Origin of the sequence: Spirilliplanes yamanashiensis (assembly GCF_016863475.1) — a bacterium.
GTDB lineage: Bacteria > Actinomycetota > Actinomycetes > Mycobacteriales > Micromonosporaceae > Spirilliplanes > Spirilliplanes yamanashiensis.
Map to the genome: position 1 here is coordinate 1 of NZ_BOOY01000026.1, position 24,957 is coordinate 24,957.

A 24,957-nucleotide genomic window follows, 5' to 3' on the forward strand; every position below is an offset into this window, starting at 1 on the left:
CCCGCCGCGCCACGGGGGCGGGGCGGGCGCCGGGCGGCGTCAGGCCGGGGCGTGCGCGAGGCGGCGGCGGTTCGCCGACGCCGTGGCCAGGCGCTCCAGCACGCCGACCGTGGGCTCCCAGCCCATGCAGGCGTCCGTGACCGACTGGCCGTAGGTCAGCTCGCGGGTCGGGTCGATGTTCTGCCGGCCCGGCACGAGGAACGACTCCAGCATCAGCCCGGCGATGCCGCGCTGGCCCGCCTCGATCTGGGCCGCCACGTCGTCGGCCACGTGCGGCTGGCGCAGGTGGTCCTTGTTGCTGTTGCCGTGCGAGCAGTCGATGACCAGGCGCTCGGGCAGGCCCGCCTTGCGCAGCAGCTCCAGCGACGCGGCGACGTCCTCGGCGCTGTAGTTCGGGCGGCCGTCGCCGCCGCGCAGGACGAGGTGGCAGTCGGCGTTGCCGCGGGTGTGCAGGATCGCCGGGGTGCCGGAGAAGTCGATGCCGGGGAAGACGTGCGGCACGCCGGCGGCGTTGATGGCGTCGATGGCGGTGGAGATGCTGCCGTCCGGGCGGTTCTTCATGCCGATCGGCATCGACAGGCCCGACGAGAGCTGACGGTGCACCTGCGACTCGACGGTGCGGGCGCCGATCGCGCCCCACGCGACGGTGTCGGCGATGTACTGCGGGGTGATCGGGTCGAGGAACTCCACGCCGACGGGCAGGCCGCGGCCGACGACCTCCAGCAGCAGCTGGCGGGCGGTGCGCAGGCCGGTGCTGACGTCGCCGGACCCGTCGAGGGCCGGGTCGTTGATGAGACCCTTCCAGCCGACGGTGGAGCGGGGCTTCTCGAAGTACACCCGCATGACGACCAGCAGGTCGTCGCTGAGCCGCTCGGCCTCCACCTTCAGGCGGTCGGCGTACTCGGCGGCGGCGGCGGGGTCGTGCACCGAGCAGGGGCCGACGACGACGAGCAGCCGCTCGTCGGTGCCGTCGAGCACGTCGGCCACGGCGCGGCGGCCCGACAGCACGGTCGCGGACAGGTCGGGAGTCAGCGGCAGCTCGTGGTGCAGCAGCGCCGGGCTCATCAGCGGCACGATCTTGTCGATCCGCTGGTCGCGGACCTGATGCGCGTCGGGACTGGTCACGGTGGGGCTCTTCCTTCCGCCGGCGTCGCGAGCCGGCTGCTCGGAACATACGAAAGGGCAGCGAGAAGGCTCGCTGCCCTGGGCCGGCTTCGCTGGCGGTCGTCTCAGCTCATGGCGTCATGGCCGAGGCGCCGGCGGAAGCCGGCCTCGTAAACCACGAATACCAACGAGTCACGATCGACACCCTAACCCGCCGGGCGCCCCGGCGGAAGCGATTCGTGGTGGCCGACACCCGACCGCGGATCGGGCCGAACGGGGGCGAACCTACGCGGACGGGGCGGGCGCCGGCAGGCGGACGGCGAACGCGGTGCGCCCCGGTCCACTGTCGACGGTGACCTCGCCGCGGTGGGCGGCCACCACCGCGGCGACGATCGCCAGGCCGAGGCCGGTGCTGCCGGCCGCCCGCGAGCGGGAGCTGTCGCCCCGGGCGAAGCGCTCGAAGACGTGCGGCAGCAGGTCCGGCGGGATGCCGGGGCCGGCGTCGGTGACGCGCAGCACGGCGTGGCCGTCGTCGCGGGCGACGCCGACGGTGACCGTGGTGCCCTCCGGGGTGTGGGTGCGGGCGTTCGCCAGCAGGTTCGCCAGCACCTGGTGCAGGCGGGCGGCGTCGCCGGTGACGGTCACCGGCTCCGCGGGCAGGTCGAGCCGCCAGTCGTGGCGGGGGCCGGCGGCGTGCGCGTCGCTGACCGCGTCCACGACCAGCGCGGTGAGGTCGACGGGCTCGTGGGCGAGCGGGCGGCCCGCGTCGAGCCGGGCCAGCAGCAGCAGGTCCTCGACCAGGGTGGTCATCCGCTGCGCCTCGCTCTCGACGCGGCGCAGGACGTGCGCTACCTCGTCGGGCACGGGCGTGCGGCTGCGGCGGCTCAGTTCGGCGTACCCGCGGATGGCCGCCAGCGGGGTGCGCAGCTCGTGGCTCGCGTCGGCGACGAACTGGCGGACCTGCATCTCGCTGGCGTGCCGGGCCTCGAGGGCGTTGCCGACGTGGTCGAGCATCCGGTTGAGGGCGGCGCCGACCTGGCCGACCTCGGTGCGCGGGTCGGTGTCGGCCTCGGGGACCCGGTCGGTCAGCTCGGGCACGCCGCGGGTCAGCGTCAGCTCGGAGACCCGGCTCGCGGTGGCGGCGACCCGGTCGAGGGGGCGCAGCGTGCGCCGGATGATGACGGCGCCGGCCGCGCCGGCCGCCACCAGCATGAGCAGCAGGACGCCGCCGACGACCCCGGCGACGAGCAGCATGGTCCGGTTCGCCTCGGCCAGCGGCAGGCCGGTGACGACGACGGAGCCGTCGCTCATCGCGGTGGCGGTGAGCCGGTAGTCGCCGAACTCGTCGCCGAGGTGCCGGTTGTGGGACGCGCCGTCGCGCGGCACCGCGGCGAGGACGGCCAGGGCGTCCGCGGGCAGCGTCTCGAACTCGCGGGTGAACGTCGCGTCCTGCTCCTTGACGACGCCGCCGTCGGACCGGGCGCCGAGCAGCACCATCACGGTGTCCTCGGGCTGGCCGGGCGCGGGCCCGCCGCCGCCACCGGGGCGCGGGGAGCCGGCCGGGCGCCCCTGCCGGTTGCCGGGCGGCCCGGGGTCGTAGCCGAAGGTGTACTGCGCGCGGCGGCTCGCCTCGGTCAGCTCGTTGTCGACCTGGTGGTGCAGGGCGTCGCGCAGGACGACCTCGGTGGTGGCGCCGACGACCAGGCCCAGCACGGTCAGCAGCCCGATCATGAGGGCGATCAGCCGGGTCCGCAGCGGCCGGAGCCGCGCCGTCCACGGCCCCGGCGGCTCAGTCGGCGGGCTTGAGGACATACCCGGCCCCGCGCATCGTGTGGATCATCGGCGTCCGGCCGGCGTCGATCTTCTTGCGCAGGTAGGAGATGTACAGCTCGACGACGTTGGCCTGCCCGCCGAAGTCGTAGTTCCACACCCGGTCGAGGATCTGGCTCTTGGACAGCACCCGGCGCGGGTTGCGCATGAGGTAGCGCAGCAGCTCGAACTCGGTGGCGGTGAGGGACACCTCGGTGCCGCCGCGGCGCACCTCGTGGCTGTCCTCGTCGAGGGTGAGGTCGCCGACGACGAGCAGCGACTCGGTGCGCAGCGGGGAGTGCCCGGCGCGGCGCATGAGCCCGCGCAGCCGGGCGACGACCTCCTCCAGGCTGAACGGCTTCGTCACGTAGTCGTCGCCGCCGGCGGTGAGGCCGGTGATCCGGTCCTCCACGGAGTCCCTGGCGGTGAGGAACAGCACGGGCACGTCGGGGGCCTCGCCGCGCAGCCGGCGCAGCACCTCCAGGCCGTCGATGTCGGGCAGCATGATGTCGAGGACGACGGCGTCGGGGCGGAACTCGCGCGCGGTGCGCACGGCGGTCTGGCCGTCGCCGGCGCTGCGCACCTCCCAGCCCTCGTAGCGCAGGGCCATCGCGAGCAGCTCGGCGAGCGTGGGCTCGTCGTCGACCACCAGCACCCGGACCGGGCCGCCGTCGGGCCGGCGCAGGTCGCCGCGGGGGTCCGTGTTCGCCATCGTCATGGTCCTAGCGTCGGGGCCCGCCCTGTGCCGCGGCTTTCGCGTTCCTGTGTACCACCTGTGCGATCGTCAGCGGCCGGTGTCGACGAGGGCGTCGCGGAACGCGTCGGCGCCCTGCTTGAGCCGGGACGTGTAGTGCACGCGCTGCCAGCGGTCCCAGCGCACCTGCCCGACGGGCTGGTCGGTGCCGGTCGCCGAGGCGGACAGGTCGATGCCGGGGCTGCGGGCCAGGTTGAGCGCGGTGCGGTCGGTCCAGCGCACCGGGCCGGGCAGGTGCACCTGGTGGTCGGACGGGTCGGCGTACCCGGCGAACGCCCACGGCACCCGCACCACCAGGTCGTCGCCGTCGAGGCGCCACAGGTTGCGGCTGTCGGCGGCGGGGTCGGCCGGGTCCCAGGACCCGTGGCGCAGCACGCCCGCGTCGAGCAGCTCCAGCGGCAGCCTGCGGCCCGTCGACGGCACGGTGAGGTCGCGGTTGACGATGAGCTGGAACCGCTGCCACCCCTGCGGGGCCGGGCCGCGCGCGGTGCCGGGCACCACGTAGTCGAGCGGCAGCGGGTCGAGCTCGTCCCGCAGGTACGCCTGCCCGGTGCGGTTGACCAGGTCGAACGTGAGCGCGGCGTCGGCCCGGGTGTCGCCGGAGGCGGGCGCGGGCAGGCCGGTGAGCTGCGGCAGCACGTCCAGGCCGACGGTGACCGCGGCGGGCCGCGGCGAGGCCAGCCGCAGCCGCAGGGTCACGAACGCCTCGTCGACCTTCGCGGTCGCGGCCCGCACCGGCCACCGGTCGCCGTCGGCGAGCACCGTCGACGGCCCGGTCTCGGGCAGCCCGGCGGCGTCGAGCGCGACGAGCCCGAAGTGCTGCTCGTTGGTGAGCACGTCGTGCCAGAGCTGGCGGCGCTCGCCGTCCTGGTGCTCGACGGTGTTCCAGGTGAACTTGAACCACTCGTCGGTCCAGGCGAAGACGAACCCGGCGGACAGGCCGACGTCGCGGATGAGCCGCAGCAGCTCGGCGTCGATGCGCATCGCGTCGCGCTCGGCGTGGTCGCCCTGCGAGCGGCCGAGCGGCGCGTTGTGCGCGCTGCCGATCGACGACGGCACCCCGAACTCGGTGATCAGCACCGGGGTGTCGCCGTGGTGGCGCTTGAGGGCGGCCAGGTAGCCCGCGTACGGGTCGGGGCGGCCGTTGTGGCGGTAGCTCTGCAGGGCGGGCTCGTGCCGCTGGAAGTCCGGGTAGTACGGGTACGCGTGGTAGCTGGCGAAGGTGCCCGCCGGCCACGCCGCCGTGGGCACGACGTGGTTGGCGTCCACGCCGACGAGGTCCTCCGACGACAGCGGCTCGTCGGGGTGCCGCAGCGGGTCGGTGGTGGGCCAGTTGACGAACGCGATCGGCGCGCCGCGGTCCCGCCCCGCCTCCAGCTCGGCCAGCTCGTCCATGCGGGCGGCGAGCCAGCGCTCGGTGGGGGTGGCGTCGGGCGTGGCGCCGAAGTAGGCGCCCGCGTACTGCGGCTGCCGGCGGTTCTTCCGGTCGGACGCGGCGGTGCCGGCGGGGTCCCACTCGACGCCGACGATCCACCCGGCCAGCCACGGGGTGACGTCGGCGTCCCAGGTGCCGCCGGCCCGGCCCCGGGCGGGGCGGCGCACCAGGTCGCCGGTGACGGCGGCGGAGGCGTCGCGCAGCTCGGCGCTGAACGCGCGGGTCACCCCGTCGTCGTAGAGGTCGCCCTTGGCGGCGTACGACTCGTCGGGCAGGTAGACGCCCTGGACCAGGTAGATCGGCCGGTCCGGGTGGTCGTCGTTGAAGTCGCGCAGCTCCTGGTAGAAGGCGGGCGGGTGGATCGTGTAGACGCGCACGACCCGGACGCCGAGCCAGCCCATGGCGGCGAACCAGTCGCGGTAGTCCTCGGCGGTGATGGCCAGCTCGCCGGGCTGGTGGCCGGGCGTGGTGCTGCCGAGGTTGACGCCGGGCAGGAAGGTGCGGTCGCCGCCGGCGGTGTGCAGCCGGAACTGCCCGCCGCCCGAGGTGGCGACGGCGGTCAGGCCGTCGGTGACGACCGGGCGCGGCGCCCAGGAGCTGGCGGTGGGCGGGGCGGGCAGGTCGCGGACGCCCGCGATGACGGTGTCCGGCTTCGGCACCGGGACGGTGGCGGTGGCGCCCGCCAGGGCCAGGCAGACGGCGGCGGTCACCAGGCCCGCCAGGAGGGCCTTGCCGTGTCCGTGCCGCGGCTGCGTCATCTGCGCCGGGTACGCCAGGTACTCGCCCACACGGCTCATTCTGCGCGCCGGGGGTTGCCGAACGTGACGAATTGTCAGGATTCTTGGGGGCACGGAACACTCGCCGAACGGCGGGAGTTGTGTCAGCGTTGGTGTCTGACTCTTGAGGGGGCGGTCGCATGGATCTTCTCGAGGAGTACCGCCGGGCCACGATGTTCTTCGAGACCGGCGATTCGGCGGGGGCGGCGCGGCTGCTGGAGCCCATCGTCGAGGCCGAGCCGCACAACATCTCCGTCCGGCAGCTGCTCGCCCGCGCCTACTTCCAGACCGCCCAGCTGGGCCGCGCCGAGGAGCAGCTGCGCGCGATCATCGCGCACGACCCGTCCGACCACTACGCGCACCACGTGCTGGGCCGCACGCTGGAGCGGGCCGGCCGGTTCGCCGAGGCTCTGCCGCACCTGCGGCTGGCCGCCGCGATGAAGCAGCACGCCGACTACACCGAGGCGCTGCGCCGGGTCGAGACGTGGGTGGGCCGCTCCGGCGGCCGGTCCTCTTGACCGCATAGTCAGGTCATCTTTATATTCGGCGGCATGCCGAAAGCGATGCGGGAGCCGACGTTCTGGATCCTCACCGCGCTCGCGGCCCGCGCCCTGCACGGCTACGGCATCATCCGCGACGTCGCCGCCATGTCCGGCGGCGAGGTCGCGCTCCAGGCCGGCACCCTCTACGCCGCGCTCGACCGGCTGGCCGCCGAGGGCCGCGTCGAGATCGACCGCGAGGAGCAGGTCGACGGCCGCACCCGGCGCTACTACCGCCTCACCACCGACGGCGCCGCCGCGCTCGACGCCGAGACCGAGCGCCTGCGCCGCAACGTCGCCGCCGCCGTCAGCGCCCGCCGCCTGGGGGTCCACCCCGGCGTCCAGCCCGCCTGACGCGGCCCCGGCCGCCGGTAGGCTCGTCCGGGTGAAGCTGAAGCTGGACCTGCACGACATCTTCAACCGCGGCCAGGAGATCGACAAGGCGCTGCGCGGCATCATCGACGAGGCCGTCGCCAAGAAGGCCACGCTGGTCGAGATCATCCCGGGCAAGGGGTCGGGGCAGCTCAAGAAGAAGGTGCTGCGGTTCCTCGACCAGAAGGACGTCAAGGCGCTCTACCACCGGGTCGAGAAGGACGGCGACAACTGGGGACGGCTGTTCATCCACTTCCGGTGGAACACGTCCACCGGCCGCCGCGGCCGGTGACTCAGGCGCGGGCCGGCTCCCGGCTCACCGCGGCCGCCACCAGCAGCGCCACGCCCGCCGCCTGCACCGCCGTGAGCACGAAGCCCGCCACCGCCGACAGGTAGCCGAACGACCGGACCTCCACCACGTCGCTGGTGATCAGGGCCGGGAACGCCACGCTCCACAGCAGGTTCGCCAGCACGCCCGCGCCCAGCACGCCCAGGCCCGCGACGCCGAACGTGACCGCCCGGCGGGGCAGCGCCGCCCGCCGGGTCGCCAGCAGGACCACGCCCGCCACCAGTACGGCGACGAGCGGCAGGTTGACGACGAGCTGCCCGGCGAGCATCCCGAACTGCATCACGGCGGTCTCCTTCGCGGTCAGCGGCCGCCCCACCGTAGCGGCCCGGCACCGCCCTACAGGCGCACCGTGCGGGCCACGCCCGCCATCTCCGAGCTGTGCGAGCCGTCGATGCCCACGTCGGCGGGGCGCGGGCGGAACCCCGGCAGCGCCGACAGGCCGTCGCTGGCGTCCATCACCCGCAGCGTCACCGGCCCGGCGCCGCGCACCGACAGCTCCACCACCACGCCCCCGGGCGGCGGGGCGTGCAGCACGAACCCGAACCCGCCGCGGTCGACGGCCAGCTCGCGCCCCGCCACCACCGCCCGCACGGGCGCCACCTCGCCCTCGGCGCGCACGGCCAGCAGCCGCACCGGCCGGCGCGGCGTGATCCGCAGCCGCAGGGTGCGCACGTCGCCGGCGCGGGTGTCGGCCTCCGTCACCACCTCCGGGGCGGGCAGGGCGGCCGGCTGGGCGGGACCGGAGCGCAGCAGCGCCGGGCCGAGCGCCGGGAACCGCGCCGACCGCTCCGCCGGCGCCGACGACACGTAGCCCGCCGTCCACTCCTGCGGGTCGTCCTCGGCGCTGAGCCACACCGCCTCGTTCGTGTCGGCGTCCAGCGCGTACATCAGGTGGGTGGGCGACGGGCGGTCCGGGCCCGGCGCGTTCGCGACCACCCCGGCGACCGTGCACGCCGCCGCCAGCACCAGCGCCAGCGACGCCGGCACCGGGGCCAGGCGGCGGGCCGCCAGCGCACCGAGGCCGCGCTGCCCGCCCGCCTCCGGCAGCAGCAGGTCGAGCACGGGCAGGGCGGCGAAGCTGAGCAGCACCGCGAACAGCGCCGCCGCGCCGCCGGTCGCCATGCCGAGCGCCGGGAACAGCAGCCAGATCGTGGGCAGCAGCAGGGTCACCGCGACCGCCGCGGCCGCCGCCAGCAGCGCCACCGCCCAGCGGCCGCGCACCGCCACGGCCGCCAGGCCCGCGCCGGCGGTGGCCAGGGCGGGCAGGGCCGCCAGGTACGACCCGCCGGGCGTCACCGCCGCCAGCACCAGGGCCAGCACGGCGAGCCACAGCACCGCGCCGATCGCCAGGCCGGCCGGGCCGACCCGGCGGCGCAGCAGCGTGTACCAGGCGAACAGCACCGCCGCGGTCAGCGCCAGCACGGCCAGCCGGAAGAACAGCGGCTCGTACGGGTCGAGCAGCTCGGCGTACCCGGGCTCGACGGCCAGGACCCCCGCCCACAGCGCCTGGGCCGCGACCGGGCCCCCGGCGAGCGGCACCAGCGCCAGGGCGAACCCGGCGGCGACCCGCGGCCACGAGGTCAGCCCGCGGCGGCGGGCCACGAACCCCAGGGCGAGCGCCGCGGCCAGCGCCAGGCCGGCGAGCGGCCAGGTCAGCGCGCCCGGGTAGCGGGCCAGCCCCCACGGCGTCGGGAAGTAGGTGGCGTCACCGCCGGCCCGCAGCGTCGCCAGGTCGCGGCCGCCCAGGTCGCGCACGAGCGCCAGGGCGTTGTCGCCGTGGTGCTGCAGGCTGGCGGTGTCCATGGCGGCGGGGGTGTCCAGCGGCGTGTGGTAGACGGCGGCGCCGTCGATGTACGCGCTGTTCAGCCCGGCGAACCCGGCCAGCCGGAACGGCGTGAAGTCGGTGTCGTTGGGCAGCAGCCGGTAGACCTCGACGGCGAACGAGGTGCCCACCGGGTGCGGCACGCCCGCGTACGCGCCCACCAGCGCCGCGTTGTCCGCCGACGTCTCGAACATCACGGCCGGCCCGGAGCTGCCCCGCGCCTCCAGGTTCAGCACCACGCCGCCGCGCCCGCGCTCCCGTTCCGCGTACGCCGACGCCCCGCACAGGCACGCCTCCTCGGCGTCGGTGAGCAGCAGCACCACGTCGTTGCGCAGCCGCTCGCCCGCGGTCAGCGCCCGGGCCACCTCCAGCACGGCCGAGGTGCCCGCGCCGTCGTCGTTGCCGCCCGGGCCCACCTGCACCGAGTCGTAGTGGGCGACCAGGATGATCCGGCCGGTGGGCGCGGTGCCGGGCAGCGTGGCGACGACGTTGCGCACCCGGGCGAGCCCGGCCAGCCCCGCGCTGGCCGACAGTGTGCCGCCCTCGGCGGCGACGGTGTCCTGGATCTCGACGGCCAGGCCGAGGCCGCGCAGGGTGCCCGCCACGTGCTCGCGCACCGCGTCGTTGGCGGCGCTGCCCGCGACGTGCGGCTGCGCGGCGATCCGGGTGACGTGCCCGAACGCCCGGCCGGCGCTGAACCGCCCGGCGGGCGCGTCCGGCCCGGCCGGCTCCGGCGGGCGCACCGCGGCCAGCGCCGCGATCCCCGCCACCACCAGCACCGCCGTCGCGGCGGCCGCCGCCAGCGCCCGCCGCCCCGGCCGGGCCAGTGCCCGGGCCGCCGGCTCCGCCAGGGGTACGCCCACAGCTGCCTCCCGTGATAGGTCGACGCCCATCATCACGGCGCAAGACCGCTAACGGGTGACGCCGGGCCGACCGGAAGTTCGCGGGCCGGGGGCGTGTTGTGCACCCCGGGTGCAGTAGGACACCATCATCAGCGTCACGCGTGAAGGAGCCCGTCATCAACCGTCAGCCACCACCGACCGGACGTCGCCGGTGACCGGCCCCTCCGTCGCGCCGTGGGCCACGTCGGCACCCGGCGCGAACTCCGGCGCGGGCCTCGCCGGCGGCCTGGGCCCGGCGGCCCCCGAGCGGCTGCGCGTCCTGCTGGTCGAGGACGACGAGGGCGACGCGTTCCTGGTCCGGGAGCTGCTGGCCGAGGCCAGCGCGCCGTTCGACCTGGCGGTGGCCACCAGCCTGCGCGAGGCCCGCCAGCGGCTGGCCGGCGTGCACTGCGTCCTGCTCGACCTGGGGCTGCCCGACGCTCAGGGCTTCGACGGGCTGCGCCAGCTGCTCGCGGTCGCCGGCAGCGCCGCCGTGTGCGTGCTCACCGGCCGGTTCGACGAGCCGCTGGGCGTCGCCGCGGTCGCCGAGGGCGCCCAGGACTACCTGGTCAAGGGCCAGGTCGACGGCACCCTGCTGTCCCGGTCGCTGCGCTACGCCGTCGAGCGCAAGCGCGCCGACGAGAACGCCCGCAAGCTGCGCGAGGTCGAGCTGCGGCAGGCCGAGTCGGCGCGCCTCGAACGCGGCCTGCTGCCGCAGCCGCTGATGGACACTGAGCTGGTCCGGGTGCACACCTTCTACCGCACCGGCCGGGCGCAGGGCCTGCTCGGCGGCGACTTCTTCGACGTCGTCCAGACCGCCCCCGACCGGCTGCACCTCATCGTCGGCGACGTGTGCGGGCACAGCGTCGACGAGGCCGCGCTGGGCGTCGAGCTGCGGGTCGCCTGGCGCGCCCTGGTGCTCGGCCGGGTGCCCGAGGAGCAGGTGCTGCCCGCCGTCGAGCAGGTGCTGATGAGCGAGCGCCGCTCCCGCGAGGTGTTCGCCACCGTCGCCACCGTCACCGTCGACCTGGTCACCAACCGGGCGCTGGTCCGGCTGGCCGGGCACCCGCCGCCCGTGCTGCTCGTGGGGGGCCGGGCGGCGCCCGTCGCGGCCCGCGGCGGCATCGTGCTCGGCGTGCGGCCCACCCCCACCCCCGTCACCGAAGTGGAGCTCGGCACCGATGACTGGTCCCTGCTGATGTACACCGACGGCCTCATCGAGGGGCGGGTGGCGCCCGGCGCGCGGGAACGGCTCGACGTGCCCGGGCTGTGCGGCCTGCTCGCCGAGCCGGAGTCGCACCAGGTGCCGCTGCCCGCGCTGCCGGGCTGGCTGGTCGGCCGGGCGGAGCAGGGCAACGGCGGCCCGCTGGCCGACGACGTCGCCATGCTCGTGCTGACCCGGGGCGGCGGCCGGTGACCGGCTGGAGCCTGCGCAAGCGGGTCACGGCGCTGTGCGCCGTGGTCGGCCTGATGCTGATCGCCCTGGGCCTGGTGGCCACCGGCACCGCCGCCGCGAACCGGGAGCACCTGGACACCATCCTCGACAAGGCGGGCCCGATGCGCGCCGCCGCCGAGACGCTCAACACGGCCCTGGTCAACCAGGAGACCGGCATCCGCGGCTACGCGGTGAGCGGCGAGCAGATCGACCTGCAGCCGTACGAGGCCGGGGTGGCGGGCGAGCGGCAGCAGATCGAGGCCATCCGCACGGTGCTCGCGTCCGGCGACGACGACATCCGCGCCGACCTCGACGCCGTGGAGGCGGGTGCTGCGGCGTGGCGGGCGGCGGTCGCCGAGCCGGTGCTGACCGCGGTCCGCGACGGCGGGCCCGCCGCCGCGCAGCCCCTGCTCGACGACGACGCCCGCGCCCGGTTCGACACGGTGCGCGCGGACGTGCAGCGCCTCCAGCAGGACATCCTGAGCTTCCGCACCGAGACGGCCGCGGCGGCCCGGTCCACCGGCAACATGCTGGTCCTGCTGCTGATCTGCGCCGCGGCGGTCATCGTGCTGGCCGGCGTCGTCCTGCTCATCGGCCTCGACCGGCTGGTCAGCCGGCCCGTCCTGCGGCTGGCCGCCCAGATCCGTGCCGTCGCCGACGGCGACTACGAGGGCAGGATCAGCAGCGACGGCTCGCCCGAGCTGAGCCGGCTGGCCGACGACGTCGACGCCATGCGCCGGCAGATCGCCAGCGAGCTGGCCCAGGTGCGGGAGGCCCGCGAGCAGATCGAGTGGGTCAACAAGCAGCTGCACGCCCAGGCCGACGAGCTGACCCGCTCGAACCGCGACCTGGAGCAGTTCGCCTACGTCGCCTCGCACGACCTGCAGGAGCCGCTGCGCAAGGTGGCCAGCTTCTGCCAGCTCCTGCAGCGCCGCTACGCGGGCCAGCTCGACGAGCGCGCCGACCAGTACATCGGCTTCGCCGTCGACGGCGCGCAGCGCATGCAGCGGCTCATCAACGACCTGCTGGCGTTCTCCCGCATCGGCCGGCTCACGTCCGGGTTCACCGACGTCGACCTCAACCGCATCCTGACCGACGTGTCGTCGCAGCTGGAGGCCCGGCTCGGCGACGACGGCAAGGTCAGCTGGTCGGACCTGCCGACGATCGAGGGCGAGGAGCCGCTGCTCACCACCCTGTTCGTCAACCTCATCGGCAACTCGCTGAAGTTCCGCCGCCCCGACGTGCCGCCCGAGGTCACCGTGTCGGCGCGCCGCGACGGCGCGTTCTGGGAGGTCACCGTCCGGGACAACGGCATCGGCATCGAGCCCGAGTTCGCCGACAAGGTGTTCGTGATCTTCCAGCGGCTGCACGCCCGGGACGCGTACGAGGGCACCGGCATCGGCCTGGCGATCGTGAAGAAGATCGTCGAGTACCACGGCGGGCGGATCTGGCTGAACGCCGACGTGCCGGAGGGCACCGCCATCAGCTTTACTTTCCCGGTGGCGCCGCACCTCGGCGCCGACGACCACGAGCAGAATGAGGCGGTCTCAGCGTGAGCGCTGTCCGAGAGTCCGGCACCCCGATCGAGGTCCTGCTCGTCGAGGACGACCCGGGTGACGTGCTGATGACCCGCGAGGCGTTCGAGGAGCACAAGGTCCGCAACCGCCTCACCGTCGTGTCCGACGGGGCCGAGGCGCTGCAGTACCTGCGCCGCGAGGGCGAGTACGCCGACGCGGTGCGCCCCGACCTGATCCTGCTCGACCTCAACCTGCCGCGCCGCGACGGCCGGGAGGTGCTGGCCGAGGTCAAGGAGGACGACGACCTGCGGCGCATCCCGATCGTGGTGCTCACGACCTCGCAGGCGGACGAGGACATCCTGCGCAGCTACCAGCTGCACGCCAACGCGTACGTGACCAAGCCGGTCGACTTCGAGCAGTTCATCTCGGTGATCCGGCAGATCGACGAGTTCTTCGTCAGCGTCGTGAAGCTGCCGCCGCGCGGATGATCGACGACGTCAGCGCCCTCGTCCGGCGGGCCGCGGACGAGGCGATCCGGCCGCGGTTCCGGCGGCTGGCCGAGGGCGACGTGAGCTTCAAGTCGCCGGGCGACCCGGTGACCGTCGCCGACCACGAGTCGGAGAAGCTGCTCACCGAGGGCCTGACCGCCCTGCTGCCGGGCTCGTCGGTGGTGGGCGAGGAGGCCGTCGCCGAGGACCCGGGCCTGCTGGGCCGGGCGGCGGACGCGGGCGACGTCTGGGTCGTCGACCCGCTGGACGGCACGAAGAACTTCGCCGCCGGGCACGGCCCCTTCGCGGTGATGGTGGCGCTGCTGCGCGGCGGCGCCCTGGTCGCGGGCTGGATCCTCGACGTGCCGAACGACAGCCTGGCCGTCGCCGAGGCGGGCTCCGGGGCGTACGTCGACGGGGTGCGGCTGCACGCGCGCGGCGACGCGCCGGCGGCGGCCGAGCTGCGCGGCGCCGTCGCGATGACCTACCTGCCGGACCACCTGAAGGCGCACGTCGAGACCCGGCGCGACGCGCTCGGCGCGGTGCTGCCGCCGCTGCACTGCGCGGGCGAGGAGTACCCGGCGGTCGTGGCGGGCCGGCAGGACTTCGTGCTGTTCTGGCGCACCCTGCCGTGGGACCACGCGCCGGGGGCGCTGCTGGTGCGCGAGGCGGGCGGGGTGGTGCGCCGGTTCGACGGCTCCGACTACACGGTCGGCGACGACCGCACGGGCCTGCTGGTCGCCGCGAACGACGGCATCTGGCACGCCGCCCGCTCGGTGCTGCTGCCGGGCTAGAGCCGGGCGCAGAGCAGCAGGCCGTTGCCGTCCGGGTCGGTGAGCCGGGCGGTCCGCTCGCCCCACGGCCGGTCGGCCGGCGCCTCCACCAGCCGCGCCCCGGCCGCGACCAGGGCGGCCGCGGCCGCGTCGCAGTCGCCGGCGTAGACGCACAGGTCGTGCCGCGGCGACGGGCCCGCGCCGGCCTCGGCCGCGCCGAGCGCCAGCTCGCTGGCGCCGAGCCGCAGCGACACGAAGGCGGGCTCGCCCTCGGCGGGGAACCGGTAGACCTCGGTGAAGCCGACCGCGTCGCGGTAGAACGCGGCCAGCTTCGGCAGGTTCGCGGTGCTGATGATCGGAAACGCCTCGGTGAACACGGCGACCACCTCCGCCGCCCACACTAGATTCGCCGTCATGTCTGCGTACCTCGACCAGCTCTTCGGCCTGACCGGGCGCCTCGCGGTGGTCACCGGCGGCAGCTCCGGCATCGGCCTGGCCATGGCGACGGCGCTGGGCCGGGCCGGGGCCCGGCTCGTGCTGGTCGCCCGGCGGTGCGGCCCGCTCGACGACGCGGTGGCCGCCCTGACCGCCCTCGGCGTCGAGGCGGCGGCCGAGCCCGCCGACCTCGCCGACCGCGCCGCCGTCAAGGCCGTCGCCGACACGATCGTGCGCGGGTACGGCGAGCCGGACGTGCTCGTCAACGCGGCCGCGGTGAACCGCCGCCCGCCGATGGACGACCTGACCGAGGACGACTGGGACGTCACGATCCGCGCCAACCTGGACGCGCCGTTCCTGCTCGGGCAGCGGTTCGGCCCGGCCATGGCCCGCCGCGGCTGGGGCCGGATCGTCAACGTCGTCAGCCAGCAGGCGGTGCGCGCGTACGGCAACAGCGGCGCCTACGGCGTGTCCAAAGCGGGCCTGGCCGCGTTGACCCGATCGCAGGCGGAGGCGTGGTCCGCGCGGGGCGTGTGCTGCAACGCGGTGGCGCCCGGCGTGGTGCACACCCCGCTGACGGAGGCGGTCTTCGCGGACCGGGAACTGGCGGCGGCGCACGCCGCCCGGACGATGACCGGGCGCAACGGCGAGCCCGCCGACTTCGCCGCCGCGGCGGTGTTCCTGGCGAGCCCGGCGGCCGCCGCGGTGACGGGTCAGACACTCTTCGTCGACGGTGGCTATTCGGTCCACTGATCGACGATCGTCAGCGCCCCACCGGGGCGGGAGCCTCCGCTATGCTCGTCGCGCCGACGGCGCGATCAAGGACGCGCGCGGCGGCCGACGGTCGCGGAGAAGGGTGGTCCGGTGGTGCAGACGGCGTCCCGTCGACGGGTCCGCACGGCTCTCGTGGCGCTGCTGGCGACGGTCGCGATGCTCGTCGCGCCCGCCCCGGCCACGGCGTACGCGCCGAACGACGACGAGGGCGGCACCGCCGAGCTGCGCGACGCCCTGGAGGACGCGGCCCGCGGCTACGCCGACGCGAAGATCAAGCTCGACAACTCCAAGAAGGAACAGCTGAAGTACAGCCTGGAGCTGCAGAAGTGGCAGGTCGCGGCGGAGGACCTGCGGGTCCGGGTGGGCCTGGTGGCACGCCAGTCGTACCGGATGGGCCGGGCCACCACCCTGTCCATGCTGCTGCAGTCCGGGTCGAGCGCCGACTTCCTCGACCGGGCCACCCGGCTCGACATGATCGGCCAGGTCGATGCCCGCCAGCTCCAGCTCTACCTGGAGGCCGAGGGCCGGGTGAAGCAGGCCAAGCTCGCCATCGACCAGGAGATCCGGGCCCAGCAGGCCGCCGTCAACCAGATGGCGAAGAAGCGCAAGTCGGCCGAGAACGCCCTGGCCAAGGCCGGCAGCAACGGCGCGAGCGGCGGCTTCCTCAGCGCCAACTCGCCGCTGGCCAAGCCGGCCCCGCGCAACTCCGACGGCTCCTGGCCCACCGAGAAGTGCATCGTCGAGGACCCGACCCCGGCCACCGGCTGCATCACCCCGCGCACGGTGCACGCGCTGCGCCAGGCGCAGGCGGCCGGCTTCACGCGGTACGCGTCCTGCAAGCGCACGGGCGGCGGCGGTGAGCACCCGAAGGGCCGGGCCTGCGACTTCGCGGCCGACCGCAGCGGCTTCGCCAACGAGAACGCCACCGGCGGCGACAAGGCGTACGGGGACCGGCTGGCCGCCTACTTCGTGAAGAACGCGAGCCGGCTCGGGGTCATGTACGTCATCTGGTACCGGGAGATCTGGATGCCCGGCAGCGGCTGGCGGTCGTACAGCGGTTCGGGCAGTCCCGCCGCGACCCACACGAACCACGTGCATCTCAGCATGCTCTGAGGCGCCGTCGGTACCATCACGCCCGATGGACGACACCAGCACCACCGAAGAGACCCGGCCGCGGGTCCTGCCGAACGGCCTCGCCACCGCCCTCGTCTTCACCGCCAACGGCGCCGTGCTGGTCCTGGAGACCGTCGCGCTGCGCCTGGTCGGGCCGTACGTGGGCATCACCCTGCAGGTCAGCACGTCGGTGATCGGCGTCGCGCTGGCCGCGATCGCGTACGGCACGTGGCTGGGCGGCTGGCTGGCCGACCGCCGCGACCCGCGGACCCTGCTGGCCCCCGCGCTCGTGCTGGCGGGCATCGCCACCGCGGTCACCCTGCCGGTGGTGCGCTGGGGCGGTGAGCTGCTGCGCGGCAACGCGGCGAGTGCGGTGCTGCTGCTGGCCGCGCTGGCGGTGCTGCTGCCCGCGGGCCTGCTCAGCACGGTCACGCCGCTGGTGGTGAAGCTCCAGCTCGGCGACCTGCGCCGCACCGGCCAGGTGGTCGGCAAGCTGTCCAGCATCGGCACGCTCGGCGCGATCACGGCCACGCTGCTGACCGGGTTCGTGCTGGTCGCCACCATGTCGAGCCGGGCGATCGTGCTCACCCTGGCGGTGCTGCTCGGCGCGGCCGGGCTGGCCCTGGGCTGGTGGTTCCACCGCCGGGACCGGGAGATCGCCACGCTGCCCGGCGCGCCGAAGGTCCGGGCCGTCGCCGCCGTCGTGGCGCTGGCGGCCGCGGGGCTGGGCGCGCTGGCGCCGACGGCGTGCGACATCGAGACGGCGTACCACTGCGCGCGGATCGAGCCCGACGACGCGCGCGAGGACGGCCGCACGCTGTTCCTGAACTCGGCCCGCCACTCGTACGTCGACCTGGCCGACCCGCGGTACCTGGAGTTCGCCTACATCCAGTGGATCGCCGCCGTCGCCGACGCGGCGGCCCCGGCCGGGCAGCCGATCGACGCCCTGCACCTGGGCGGCGGCGGCTTCACCATGCCGAAGTACGTCGCGGCGAGCCGGCCCGGCAGCACCCAGCACGTGCTGGAGCTGGACGGCCAGCTGGTCGACCTGGACCGCCGCGAGCTGGGCCTGGAGACGGGACCCGACCTGCGGGTGACCGTGGGCGACGCCCGGTCGAACCTGGGCGACCAGCCGGACGACAGCGCCGACCTGGTGGTGGGCGACGCGTTCGGGCACCTCGTCGTGCCGTGGCACCTGGCGACGCGCGAGATGGCCGCCGACATCGACCGGGTGCTGCGGCCGACCGGCATCTACGCCCAGAACGTCATCGACTACCCGCCGTCGCGGTTCATCCGCTCGGAGCTGGCCACCGTCCAGGCCGTGTTCCCGCACGTCGCCCTCATCGCGCCGCAGGACGCGATCGACGGCGAGCGGGGCGCCAACTTCGTCATCGTGGCGTCCCGGCAGCCGCTGCCGCGCGAGGGCCTGCTGGCCGCGTTGAACGTCCAGGCCGTCGACCCGGTGGCGATGCTGACCGGGCCGGAGCTGGCCGCTTTCGTCGGCGGCGCGAAGGTGCTGACCGACGACTTCGCCCCGGTGGACCAGCTGCTGGGCGGCTGATCTCGACCAACCCGGTGAAAAGCCGTGTTTCCGGCACCTCGGCGCGGGAACATGAAACCCATGCGGGGCCACGTGGGGGACGGGCGCTACCGGCTGATCGAGCGACTCGGCTCCGGCGGGATGTCGGTGGTGTGGCGCGCCCGCGACGAGATCCTGCACCGCGACGTCGCCGTCAAGGTCCTCGCCACCAAGCTCGCCGACGACGAGGCGTTCCGGCAGCGCATCCGCGTCGAGGCCCTCGCCGCCGCCAAGCTGGCCCACCCGCACGTCACCGCCGTGCACGACTACGGCGAGGCCGCCTCGGCCGACGGCCGCACCGTGCCCTACGTCGTCATGGAACTCGTCGACGGCGAGTCGCTCGCCGACCGGCTCGCCCGCACCGGCCCGCTGCCGTGGCGCGACGCCGTCACCGCCGGCGCCGAGGTCGCCGCCGCGCTGGCCTGCGCGCACGCCCACGACGTCGTGCACCGCGACGTCACCGCGCAGAACGTCATGCTCACCGCCGGCGGCGCCAAGGTCGTCGACTTCGGCATCTCCGCCGTCGTCGGGCAGTGCGACTCGACGCCCGACGGCAGCCTGCTCGGCACGCCCGCGTACCTCGCGCCGGAACGGCTCGCCGGCGGGCCCGTCTCGCCCGCCGCCGACGTGTACGCCCTCGGCCTGCTGCTCTACCGCGCCCTCACCGGCCGCCTGCCGTGGGCGGCCACCAGCACCACCGAGGTGCTCAAGGCCCACCTCTACACCACGCCGGCGCCGCTGCCGCCCCTCGCCGGGCTGCCCGACGCCGTCGCCGCGCTGGTGCTGCGCTGCCTCGCCAAGCGGCCCGCCGACCGGCCGACCGCCGCCGAGACCGCCCGGGTGCTCGGCGCGGCCGCGCCGTCCGCCGCGCGCGTCCCGGCACCCGCCGCACCCGCCGCTCCCACCTTGCCCGGCGCCGCGCCGGCGCCGCGCCGGCCCGTGCTGCTGCCCGTGCGGCTGCGCGCCGCCGCCGCCACCGTCGGGCTGCTCGTCGCCGCCGGCGCCGGCTGGGCCGTCGCGTCCCGGTCCGCGGCCGACCCCGGCACCCAGGCCAGCGCCGGGCTGCCCGGGCCCGGCCTCGCGGTCGCCGCCCCCGGCGGCGGGCGCGACTGCCGCATCGCGTTCACCGTCCGCCGCGACACCGGGGCCGCGTTCGACGCCGCCGTCACCGTCACCAACACCGGCACCGAACGGCTCACCGACTGGCGGCTCCAGTTCACCTTCCCCGGCGCCCAGCGCATCGTCGCCGACCACGCCGGCGCCGCCGGGGCCGTCGTCGGCCAGACCGGCCGGACCGTCACCGTCCGGCCCGCCGGCGAGCTGTCCCTCGCCCCCGGCGCCTCCGCCGACCTGCCCATCCGCGCCCGGTACGCCGACACCAACCCGCTGCCCACCGCGTTCGCCGTCGACGGCGAGCCGTGCGCCGCCACCGTCAGCCCCGGCGAACGCTCCATCGGCACCGTCGCGGCCGCCGACGCCGGCAAGTCCGCCCGCAAGGCCCGGCCCACCACCCGGTCGTCCGGGGCGGGCGCCGGCGCCGACCGGCAGCCCGCCGCCACGCCGACGGCCAAGCCGAAGCCGCCCCGGGCCAAGAAGCCCGCGACCCCGGCGCCGCCCGCCGCCACCCCGTCGCCGGCCGCCCCGCCACCCCCGGTGGAGGCCCCGCGCACCGGCGGGCTGTACAGCGTCGACCTCGCCTGACCTTCACCCGCTCGCAAACCGCCGCTGGCCGCCGCGTTCCGGGCGGCCGCTGTACTGGCGCGCGCATCCACCGTCTCGCCAAGGAGTCGCCGTGCGCCGTTCCCTGTCCGTCCTCGGCCTGACCGGGCTGCTGCTGGGCACCGTCACCGCCGTCCCGGCGTCCGCCACCTCGCAGCAGGGCTCGCCGTCCACCACCCGGCCCGTCGCCGGGCCGCTGGTCATCGCCCACCGCGGGGCCTCCGGCTACCGGCCCGAGCACACCCTCGAGGCGTACCGGCTCGCCATCCAGCTCGGCGCCGACTACATCGAGCCCGACCTGGTCTCGACCAGGGACGGCGTGCTCGTCGCCCGGCACGAGAACGAGATCTCCGGCACCACCGACGTGGCCACCCGGACCCGGTTCGCGGACCGCCGCACCACCAAGACCATCGACGGCGTCGCCGTCACCGGCTGGTTCACCGAGGACTTCACCCTCGCCGAGCTCAAGACGCTGCGCGCCGTCGAGCGCCTGCCCAAGGTGCGGCCGCAGAACACCCTCTTCGACGGCCGGTACGAGGTGCCCACCCTGCAGGAGGTCATCGACCTCGCGCGCGCCGAGACCCGCCGCACCGGCCGCACCATCGGCGTCTACCCCGAGACCAAGCACCCCACGTACTTCCAGTCCATCGGCCTGCCGCTGGAGGAGCCGCTGGTGCAGGTGCTGCGCCGCAACGGCTGGACCCGCCGCTCGTCGCCCGTCGTCATCCAGTCGTTCGAGACCGCCAACCTGCGCAAGCTGCGCCGGTTGACCGACGTCACCCTCGCCCAGCTCCTCGACGCCCAGGGCCGCCCGTACGACTTCACCGTCGCCGGCGACCAGCGCACCGTCGCCGACCTGGTCACCCCCGCCGGCCTGCGCTGGATCGCCCGGTACGCCGACGGCATCGGCACCCACAAGAACCACCTGATCGCCCCGGCGACGCTCACGCCCACCACGGTCGTCCGCGACGCCCACCGCGCCGGGCTGCTCGTGCACGCCTGGACGTTCCGCGCCGAGAACCAGTTCCTGCCGCCCGCCCTGCGCCTCGGCGACGACCCGAACGCCCGCGGCGACCTCGCCGCCGAACTCGACCTCTTCTACGCCCTCGGCGTCGACGGCGTCTTCGCCGACTTCCCCGACCTCGCCGTCGCGGTCCGCGCCGGCCGCCCCCGCCGCTGACTCACCCACCCATCCGCCGGCCGGCCCCGCCCGGGCCGGCCGGCGGCCGGGGTCAGTCGCGCTCCCCGCGCAGGCGCACCAGCGACCACGTGTCGTCCATCGCGACCTGGCCGTCCGGCCGGAGCCCGACCTCGGCCCCCACCGCCGCCACGTCCTCGACGGCGTCCCCCGCCGGGTACGCCACCCACAGCGCCCCCGGCGCCGTCAGCTCACCCTTGTGCGCGGTGAGCGTCTCGCGCGCCGACGCGGGCTCGTCGGCGAACACGATCGCCACACTGGCCGCCTCCAGCAGGTCGACCTGGCGGACGCCCGCGGGCAGCGGGGTGAGCCGGCCCAGGTGCTCGTTGTGGGACAGCCAGATGGTCGTGTTGGGCTTGATCTGCAGCTTCTCGGCGATCGTCGTGGCCATGGTGTCGTCCTCTCGGTACGGTCCTCCGCCCGACTCTCCCACCGACAAGAAAAGTCGTCCTGCACATCCCGCTGGTGTCGGTGGGCGCTGGTAGAAAGGCGGGGTGACAGAGGACGAGGTCGACCGGGCAGCCGTCCGCGCACGCGCCGAGGCGGTGCTGCGCCGCCTGGCGGGGCCCGAGGCGCGGCTGCGCGAAGACCAGTGGCGCGCCATCGAGGCCCTGGTGGTCGACCGGCGGCGGGTGCTCTGCGTCCAGCGCACGGGGTGGGGGAAGTCGGCGGTGTACTTCGTCGCCACCGCCCTGCTGCGCGACCGCGACGGTGAGGGCGGCCTGTCGGCGCCCGCGGGCGCCGCCCCTGCCGCCCCCGGCGCCGTGCCTGCGGCCTCCTCCTCGGGCGGGATCTTCGGCGAGCCCGAGGCGGGCGGGCCCGATGACGATCTGTGGGCCGGGTTCGAGGACGGCGGGCCCGCCGACGAGTGGGACGAGCCCGCGGCCGCCGCGCCGCCGCGGCCCGCCGCGCCCGCCGCCGGGTCCGCCGGGCCGACCGTCATCGTGTCGCCGCTGCTGGCGCTCATGCGCAACCAGGTCGAGGCCGCCGCGCGGGCCGGCATCCGCGCGCGCACCATCAACTCCGCCAACCTCGAGGAGTGGGACGCCGTCACCGCGGAGATCCGCGCCGGCGCCGTCGACGTGCTGCTCATCAGCCCCGAGCGGCTGAACAACCCCGACTTCCGCGACAACGTGCTGCCCGGCCTCGCCGCCAGCACCGGGCTGCTCGTGGTCGACGAGGCGCACTGCGTCTCCGACTGGGGTCACGACTTCCGCCCCGACTACCGGCGGCTGCGCACCTTCCTGGCCGGGCTGCCCGCCCGTACCCCCGTGCTCGCGACGACGGCCACGGCGAACGCCCGCGTGACCGCGGACGTCGCCGACCAGCTCGGCGACGCCCTGGTCCTGCGCGGCACGCTCGACCGCGACTCGCTGCGGCTGGCGGTGCTCGACCTGCCGGGCGCGGCGCACCGGCTCGCGTGGCTGGCCGACCACCTGGAGCGGCTGCCCGGCTCCGGCATCATCTACACGCTGACGGTGGCGGCCGCGACGGAGACGGCGGAGTTCCTGCGGCAGCGGGGCTTCCCCGTGGCCGTCTACAGCGGACAGGCCGAGGACGCCGACCGCCGCGCCGCCGAGCAGGACCTGCTCGACAACAAGATCAAGGCGCTGGTGGCGACGTCGGCGCTCGGCATGGGTTTCGACAAGCCCGACCTCGGGTTCGTGGTGCACCTGGGCGCGCCGCCGTCGCCGATCGCGTACTACCAGCAGGTCGGCCGGGCGGGCCGCGCCGTCGACCACGCCGAGGTGATCCTGCTGCCCGGCCCGGAGGACGCGGCGATCTGGCGCTACTTCGCGTCGCTGGCGTTCCCGCCCGAGGACCAGGTGCGCACGGTGCTCGCCGCCCTGCCCACCGACCGGCCCATCTCCACGCAGGCCCTCGAACCGCAGGTCGACCTGCGCCGCGCCCGCCTCGAACTGATGCTCAAGGTGCTCGACGTCGACGGCGCGGTCCGCCGGGTCCGCGGCGGCTGGCAGGCCACCGGCGAACCGTGGACGTACGACGAGCCGCGCCTGCGCCGCGTCGCCGACGCCCGCACCGCCGAGCAGGACGCCATGCGCGAGTACGCGCGCACCCCCGACTGCCGCATGGCGTACCTGCGCCGCTGCCTCGACGACCCGGGCGCCGCACCGTGCGGCCGGTGCGACCGGTGCGCGGGCCCGCTGTTCGACACCGACGTGTCGGCCGAGTCCCTGGGCGCGGCGAACGCGTTCCTCGGCCGCCCCGGCATCCCGCTGCCCACGAAGAAGCTGTGGCCGACGGGCATGGAGGCGGTGGGCGTCCCCCTGAAGGGCAAGATCGGCCCGGCGGACCAGATCTCCCCGGGCCGGGCCATCGGCCGCCTCTCCGACCTCGGCTGGGGCAACCGCCTGCGCGCCGTCGCCGGCCCCGACACCCCCGACAACCCCGTCCCGGCCGACCTGGTCGCCGGCCTCGTCGAGGTCCTCAAGGCGTGGGCGCACGGCGACGACAGCTGGGCCCGCCGCCCGGCGGGCGTGGTCGCGGTCGGCTCCCGCCGCCACGCCACGCTGGTGTCGTCACTGGCGGAACGCATCGCCACGGTCGGCCGGCTGCCGCTGCTCGGCACCGTCGAGGTGGGCCCGACACCGGGCACCCGCGGCAACAGCGCGCAGCGGGTGCTGGCGCTGCACGAGGCGTTCACGGTGGGGCCGGACCTGGCCGCCGCCCTGTCCACCCTGGACGGTCCGGTGCTGCTCGTCGACGACCTGGTGGACTCGGGGTGGACGATGGCGCTGGCGGGGCGGGCCCTGCGCCGCGCGGGCGCCTCGGACGTGCTGCCGCTGGCGCTGGCGGTCGCGGGCTGACCACCGGCGCGGCCCGCGGGCGGCAGCGGCGGGCCGTTGAGCAGCGGCGGGCCGTGGGCAGCGGGCATCGGCTCGCGGCCGGGGTGAGGTGCCGGGCTGCGGCCGGTTGGTGTGCGGCCGCGGCCGGCGCGGACCGGCGCTGACGGTCGGCCAATGCGTCGACCTTGGTCGGCCGGGTGGCGGCCTTCGGGCGCTGCGGCCGGGTCCGGCGGTGCGCGACCGTCGGGGTCTCGTCATCCGGGGGAGGCCGTCGTGTGGGTGCCCGTGTTCGCGTTGCTGCTGCTGGCCCCGTGGGCCGCCGAGTGCTCGTGGGGTGGTTTCGCGCCGGCGGACGTGCCGTTCGTGGTGGTGGTGCTGGCACCGATGTACGGGGGTGCGGCGGTGCTGATCCGGGAGGTGGCGCGGCGCACCGGCGGTGGCTGGCCGGCGATCGTGCTGCTGGCGGCCGCGTTCGGGTGGGTGCAGGCGGGGCTGGTCGATCAGAGCCTGTTCAATCCGCGGTTCCTGGACGACACGGAGTTCGCGGGGCTGGAGGCCGCGGCCGCCGGGACGCGGGTGCCGGGGCTGGGGTTCAGTGCGGAGCAGTTGCTGGCGTACGTCGGCAACCACGTGGCGTTGAGCATCTGCGCGCCGATCGCGGTGGTGGAGTCGTTCGTGGGGCGGGAGCGGCGGGGCCGGCCGTGGCTGGGCGGGGCGGGGCTGGCCGTCATGGGTGTGGTGTACGTGCTGGGCAGTTGCGCGGTGTTCGCCGACGACCAGGGGCGCAAGGGGTTCCTGGCGAGCCCGGTGCAGCTCGGCGGGACGGTGCTGGTGGTGCTGGTGCTGGTCGCGGCGGCGCTGCTGGTGCGGCGGGGGCCGGCGGGCGACGGGCGGCCGGCGCCGCGGGCGGTGTGGGCCGGGGTGGTGACGGGGGTGGCCGGGTTCTCGGCGGGGTGGGCGCCGGGCTGGGCGGGGGTGGCGGTGCAGACGGCCGCGCTGGCTTCGGCGGGCGTGCTGGTGCTGTGGTGGTCGCGGCGGGCCGGGTGGGGGCAGCGGCACGTGCTGGCGGCGGCGGCCGGGTTCCTGGTGGCCGCGTCGGCGGGGGCGTACCTGGCGCCGAACTATGCGCCGGCGTCGCCGGCGGTGGCCGTCGCCTCCGACGTGACGGGGTCCGTGATCACGGTGGTGCTGCTGGCGGCGGCGTTCGTGCGGGTGGGGCGGGAGCGGGTGCCGGGGCGCGCCGCTGTTGGTCGGCGCGCCCCGGCGGGTGGGGAGTGA

22 protein-coding genes are annotated in these 24,957 nt (G+C 75.6%); 14 read left to right on the plus strand and 8 right to left on the minus strand.

Annotated features, from left to right (window positions below):
• Positions 1–39: 39 nt before the first annotated feature.
• The 4 genes from Sya03_RS16810 to Sya03_RS16825 all read right to left on the minus strand — a co-directional run bounded on the left by Sya03_RS16810 (position 40) and on the right by Sya03_RS16825 (position 5,890).
• On the minus strand, positions 40–1,125 hold the full coding sequence (locus Sya03_RS16810; RefSeq protein WP_203939266.1) for a 3-deoxy-7-phosphoheptulonate synthase: 1,086 nt from the start codon (positions 1,123–1,125) through the stop codon (positions 40–42).
• 264 nt (positions 1,126–1,389) lie between these two features.
• Positions 1,390–2,916 carry a sensor histidine kinase gene (locus Sya03_RS16815; protein WP_203939267.1) on the minus strand — a complete coding sequence of 509 codons (1,527 nt, stop codon included), beginning with the start codon at positions 2,914–2,916 and terminating at the stop codon, positions 1,390–1,392.
• Positions 2,894–3,631: a response regulator transcription factor gene (locus tag Sya03_RS16820; protein ID WP_239107607.1), complete on the minus strand. Its 738-nt coding sequence runs from the start codon at positions 3,629–3,631 to the stop codon at positions 2,894–2,896. Before Sya03_RS16820 ends, Sya03_RS16815 begins: the two co-directional genes overlap by 23 nt.
• Positions 3,632–3,697: 66 nt before the next feature.
• On the minus strand, positions 3,698–5,890 hold the full coding sequence (locus Sya03_RS16825; protein WP_239107610.1) for a hypothetical protein: 2,193 nt from the start codon (positions 5,888–5,890) through the stop codon (positions 3,698–3,700).
• Positions 5,891–6,018: 128 nt separating this feature from the next.
• On the opposite strand from Sya03_RS16825, the gene Sya03_RS16830 reads away from it, so the two are divergent.
• From Sya03_RS16830 to Sya03_RS16840, 3 genes are read left to right on the plus strand one after another with little or no spacing between them, the layout of a single operon-like run.
• The gene (locus tag Sya03_RS16830) at positions 6,019–6,396 is read left to right on the plus strand and encodes a tetratricopeptide repeat protein (protein ID WP_203939268.1); all 378 of its coding nucleotides are present in this window, start codon (positions 6,019–6,021) and stop codon (positions 6,394–6,396) included.
• 33 nt (positions 6,397–6,429) lie between these two features.
• Positions 6,430–6,771 (plus strand): PadR family transcriptional regulator, encoded by a 342-nt coding sequence (locus tag Sya03_RS16835; protein ID WP_203939269.1) that lies wholly within the window; start codon positions 6,430–6,432, stop codon positions 6,769–6,771.
• Between the two features lie 31 nt (positions 6,772–6,802).
• Entirely contained in the window at positions 6,803–7,081 is a 279-nt protein-coding gene (locus tag Sya03_RS16840; protein WP_203939270.1) for a Smr/MutS family protein, read from the plus strand.
• A 1-nt stretch (position 7,082) separates the two neighbouring features.
• Here Sya03_RS16840 and Sya03_RS16845 read toward each other — a convergent pair whose 3' ends face one another.
• Positions 7,083–7,421 carry a hypothetical protein gene (locus Sya03_RS16845; RefSeq protein WP_203939271.1) on the minus strand — a complete coding sequence of 113 codons (339 nt, stop codon included), beginning with the start codon at positions 7,419–7,421 and terminating at the stop codon, positions 7,083–7,085.
• A 53-nt stretch (positions 7,422–7,474) separates the two neighbouring features.
• Entirely contained in the window at positions 7,475–9,823 is a 2,349-nt protein-coding gene (locus Sya03_RS16850) for a M28 family peptidase (protein WP_239107612.1), read from the minus strand.
• Positions 9,824–10,088: 265 nt separating this feature from the next.
• On the opposite strand from Sya03_RS16850, the gene Sya03_RS16855 reads away from it, so the two are divergent.
• Genes Sya03_RS16855 through Sya03_RS16870 form a run of 4 tightly spaced genes read left to right on the plus strand, consistent with a single transcriptional unit; the run spans position 10,089 to position 14,075 of the window.
• Complete coding sequence (locus Sya03_RS16855; RefSeq protein WP_239107652.1) at positions 10,089–11,258, plus strand: PP2C family protein-serine/threonine phosphatase; 1,170 nt, start codon at positions 10,089–10,091, stop codon at positions 11,256–11,258.
• Between the two features lie 53 nt (positions 11,259–11,311).
• On the plus strand, positions 11,312–12,832 hold the full coding sequence (locus Sya03_RS16860; RefSeq protein ID WP_203939556.1) for a sensor histidine kinase: 1,521 nt from the start codon (positions 11,312–11,314) through the stop codon (positions 12,830–12,832).
• Positions 12,829–13,281: a response regulator gene (locus Sya03_RS16865; RefSeq protein ID WP_203939273.1), complete on the plus strand. Its 453-nt coding sequence runs from the start codon at positions 12,829–12,831 to the stop codon at positions 13,279–13,281. Before Sya03_RS16860 ends, Sya03_RS16865 begins: the two co-directional genes overlap by 4 nt.
• Positions 13,278–14,075 (plus strand): inositol monophosphatase family protein, encoded by a 798-nt coding sequence (locus Sya03_RS16870; RefSeq protein ID WP_203939274.1) that lies wholly within the window; start codon positions 13,278–13,280, stop codon positions 14,073–14,075. Before Sya03_RS16865 ends, Sya03_RS16870 begins: the two co-directional genes overlap by 4 nt.
• Here the strand turns inward: Sya03_RS16870 and Sya03_RS16875 are convergent.
• Positions 14,072–14,470, minus strand: coding sequence for a VOC family protein (locus Sya03_RS16875; RefSeq protein ID WP_239107613.1), 399 nt, complete (start codon positions 14,468–14,470; stop codon positions 14,072–14,074). The genes Sya03_RS16870 and Sya03_RS16875 overlap by 4 nt on opposite strands.
• On the opposite strand from Sya03_RS16875, the gene Sya03_RS16880 reads away from it, so the two are divergent.
• The 5 genes from Sya03_RS16880 (at position 14,469) to Sya03_RS16900 (ending at position 20,854) form a co-directional block, all read left to right on the plus strand.
• Positions 14,469–15,242 (plus strand): SDR family NAD(P)-dependent oxidoreductase, encoded by a 774-nt coding sequence (locus Sya03_RS16880; protein WP_203939275.1) that lies wholly within the window; start codon positions 14,469–14,471, stop codon positions 15,240–15,242. The genes Sya03_RS16875 and Sya03_RS16880 overlap by 2 nt on opposite strands.
• Positions 15,243–15,356: 114 nt before the next feature.
• On the plus strand, positions 15,357–16,376 hold the full coding sequence (locus Sya03_RS16885) for a coiled-coil domain-containing protein (RefSeq protein ID WP_370872142.1): 1,020 nt from the start codon (positions 15,357–15,359) through the stop codon (positions 16,374–16,376).
• A 25-nt stretch (positions 16,377–16,401) separates the two neighbouring features.
• Positions 16,402–17,937 carry a fused MFS/spermidine synthase gene (locus Sya03_RS16890; RefSeq protein WP_203939277.1) on the plus strand — a complete coding sequence of 512 codons (1,536 nt, stop codon included), beginning with the start codon at positions 16,402–16,404 and terminating at the stop codon, positions 17,935–17,937.
• 60 nt (positions 17,938–17,997) lie between these two features.
• Complete coding sequence (locus Sya03_RS31575) at positions 17,998–19,656, plus strand: serine/threonine-protein kinase (protein ID WP_203939278.1); 1,659 nt, start codon at positions 17,998–18,000, stop codon at positions 19,654–19,656.
• 91 nt (positions 19,657–19,747) lie between these two features.
• Positions 19,748–20,854: a glycerophosphodiester phosphodiesterase gene (locus Sya03_RS16900; RefSeq protein ID WP_203939279.1), complete on the plus strand. Its 1,107-nt coding sequence runs from the start codon at positions 19,748–19,750 to the stop codon at positions 20,852–20,854.
• 52 nt (positions 20,855–20,906) lie between these two features.
• Here Sya03_RS16900 and Sya03_RS16905 read toward each other — a convergent pair whose 3' ends face one another.
• Positions 20,907–21,263, minus strand: coding sequence for a hypothetical protein (locus Sya03_RS16905; RefSeq protein ID WP_203939280.1), 357 nt, complete (start codon positions 21,261–21,263; stop codon positions 20,907–20,909).
• Positions 21,264–21,417: 154 nt separating this feature from the next.
• Here Sya03_RS16905 and Sya03_RS16910 point away from each other — a divergent pair, with 154 nt between their 5' ends.
• Together Sya03_RS16910 and Sya03_RS16915 are read left to right on the plus strand one after the other, a co-directional pair.
• On the plus strand, positions 21,418–23,700 hold the full coding sequence (locus Sya03_RS16910; RefSeq protein ID WP_370872143.1) for a RecQ family ATP-dependent DNA helicase: 2,283 nt from the start codon (positions 21,418–21,420) through the stop codon (positions 23,698–23,700).
• A 252-nt stretch (positions 23,701–23,952) separates the two neighbouring features.
• The gene (locus Sya03_RS16915; RefSeq protein WP_203939282.1) at positions 23,953–24,957 is read left to right on the plus strand and encodes a hypothetical protein; all 1,005 of its coding nucleotides are present in this window, start codon (positions 23,953–23,955) and stop codon (positions 24,955–24,957) included.

Coding starts and splice junctions, on each gene's coding strand:
- Sya03_RS16815 (WP_203939267.1), bottom strand. CDS start 2,916: ATGTCCTCAAGCCCGCCGACTGAGCCGCCGGGGCCGTGGACGGCGCGG.
- Sya03_RS16820 (WP_239107607.1), bottom strand. CDS start 3,631: ATGACGATGGCGAACACGGACCCCCGCGGCGACCTGCGCCGGCCCGAC.
- Sya03_RS16830 (WP_203939268.1), top strand. CDS start 6,019: ATGGATCTTCTCGAGGAGTACCGCCGGGCCACGATGTTCTTCGAGACC.
- Sya03_RS16835 (WP_203939269.1), top strand. CDS start 6,430: ATGCCGAAAGCGATGCGGGAGCCGACGTTCTGGATCCTCACCGCGCTC.
- Sya03_RS16860 (WP_203939556.1), top strand. CDS start 11,312: ATGCTGATCGCCCTGGGCCTGGTGGCCACCGGCACCGCCGCCGCGAAC.
- Sya03_RS16870 (WP_203939274.1), top strand. CDS start 13,278: ATGATCGACGACGTCAGCGCCCTCGTCCGGCGGGCCGCGGACGAGGCG.
- Sya03_RS16880 (WP_203939275.1), top strand. CDS start 14,469: ATGTCTGCGTACCTCGACCAGCTCTTCGGCCTGACCGGGCGCCTCGCG.
- Sya03_RS16875 (WP_239107613.1), bottom strand. CDS start 14,470: ATGACGGCGAATCTAGTGTGGGCGGCGGAGGTGGTCGCCGTGTTCACC.
- Sya03_RS16890 (WP_203939277.1), top strand. CDS start 16,402: ATGGACGACACCAGCACCACCGAAGAGACCCGGCCGCGGGTCCTGCCG.
- Sya03_RS31575 (WP_203939278.1), top strand. CDS start 17,998: ATGCGGGGCCACGTGGGGGACGGGCGCTACCGGCTGATCGAGCGACTC.
- Sya03_RS16905 (WP_203939280.1), bottom strand. CDS start 21,263: ATGGCCACGACGATCGCCGAGAAGCTGCAGATCAAGCCCAACACGACC.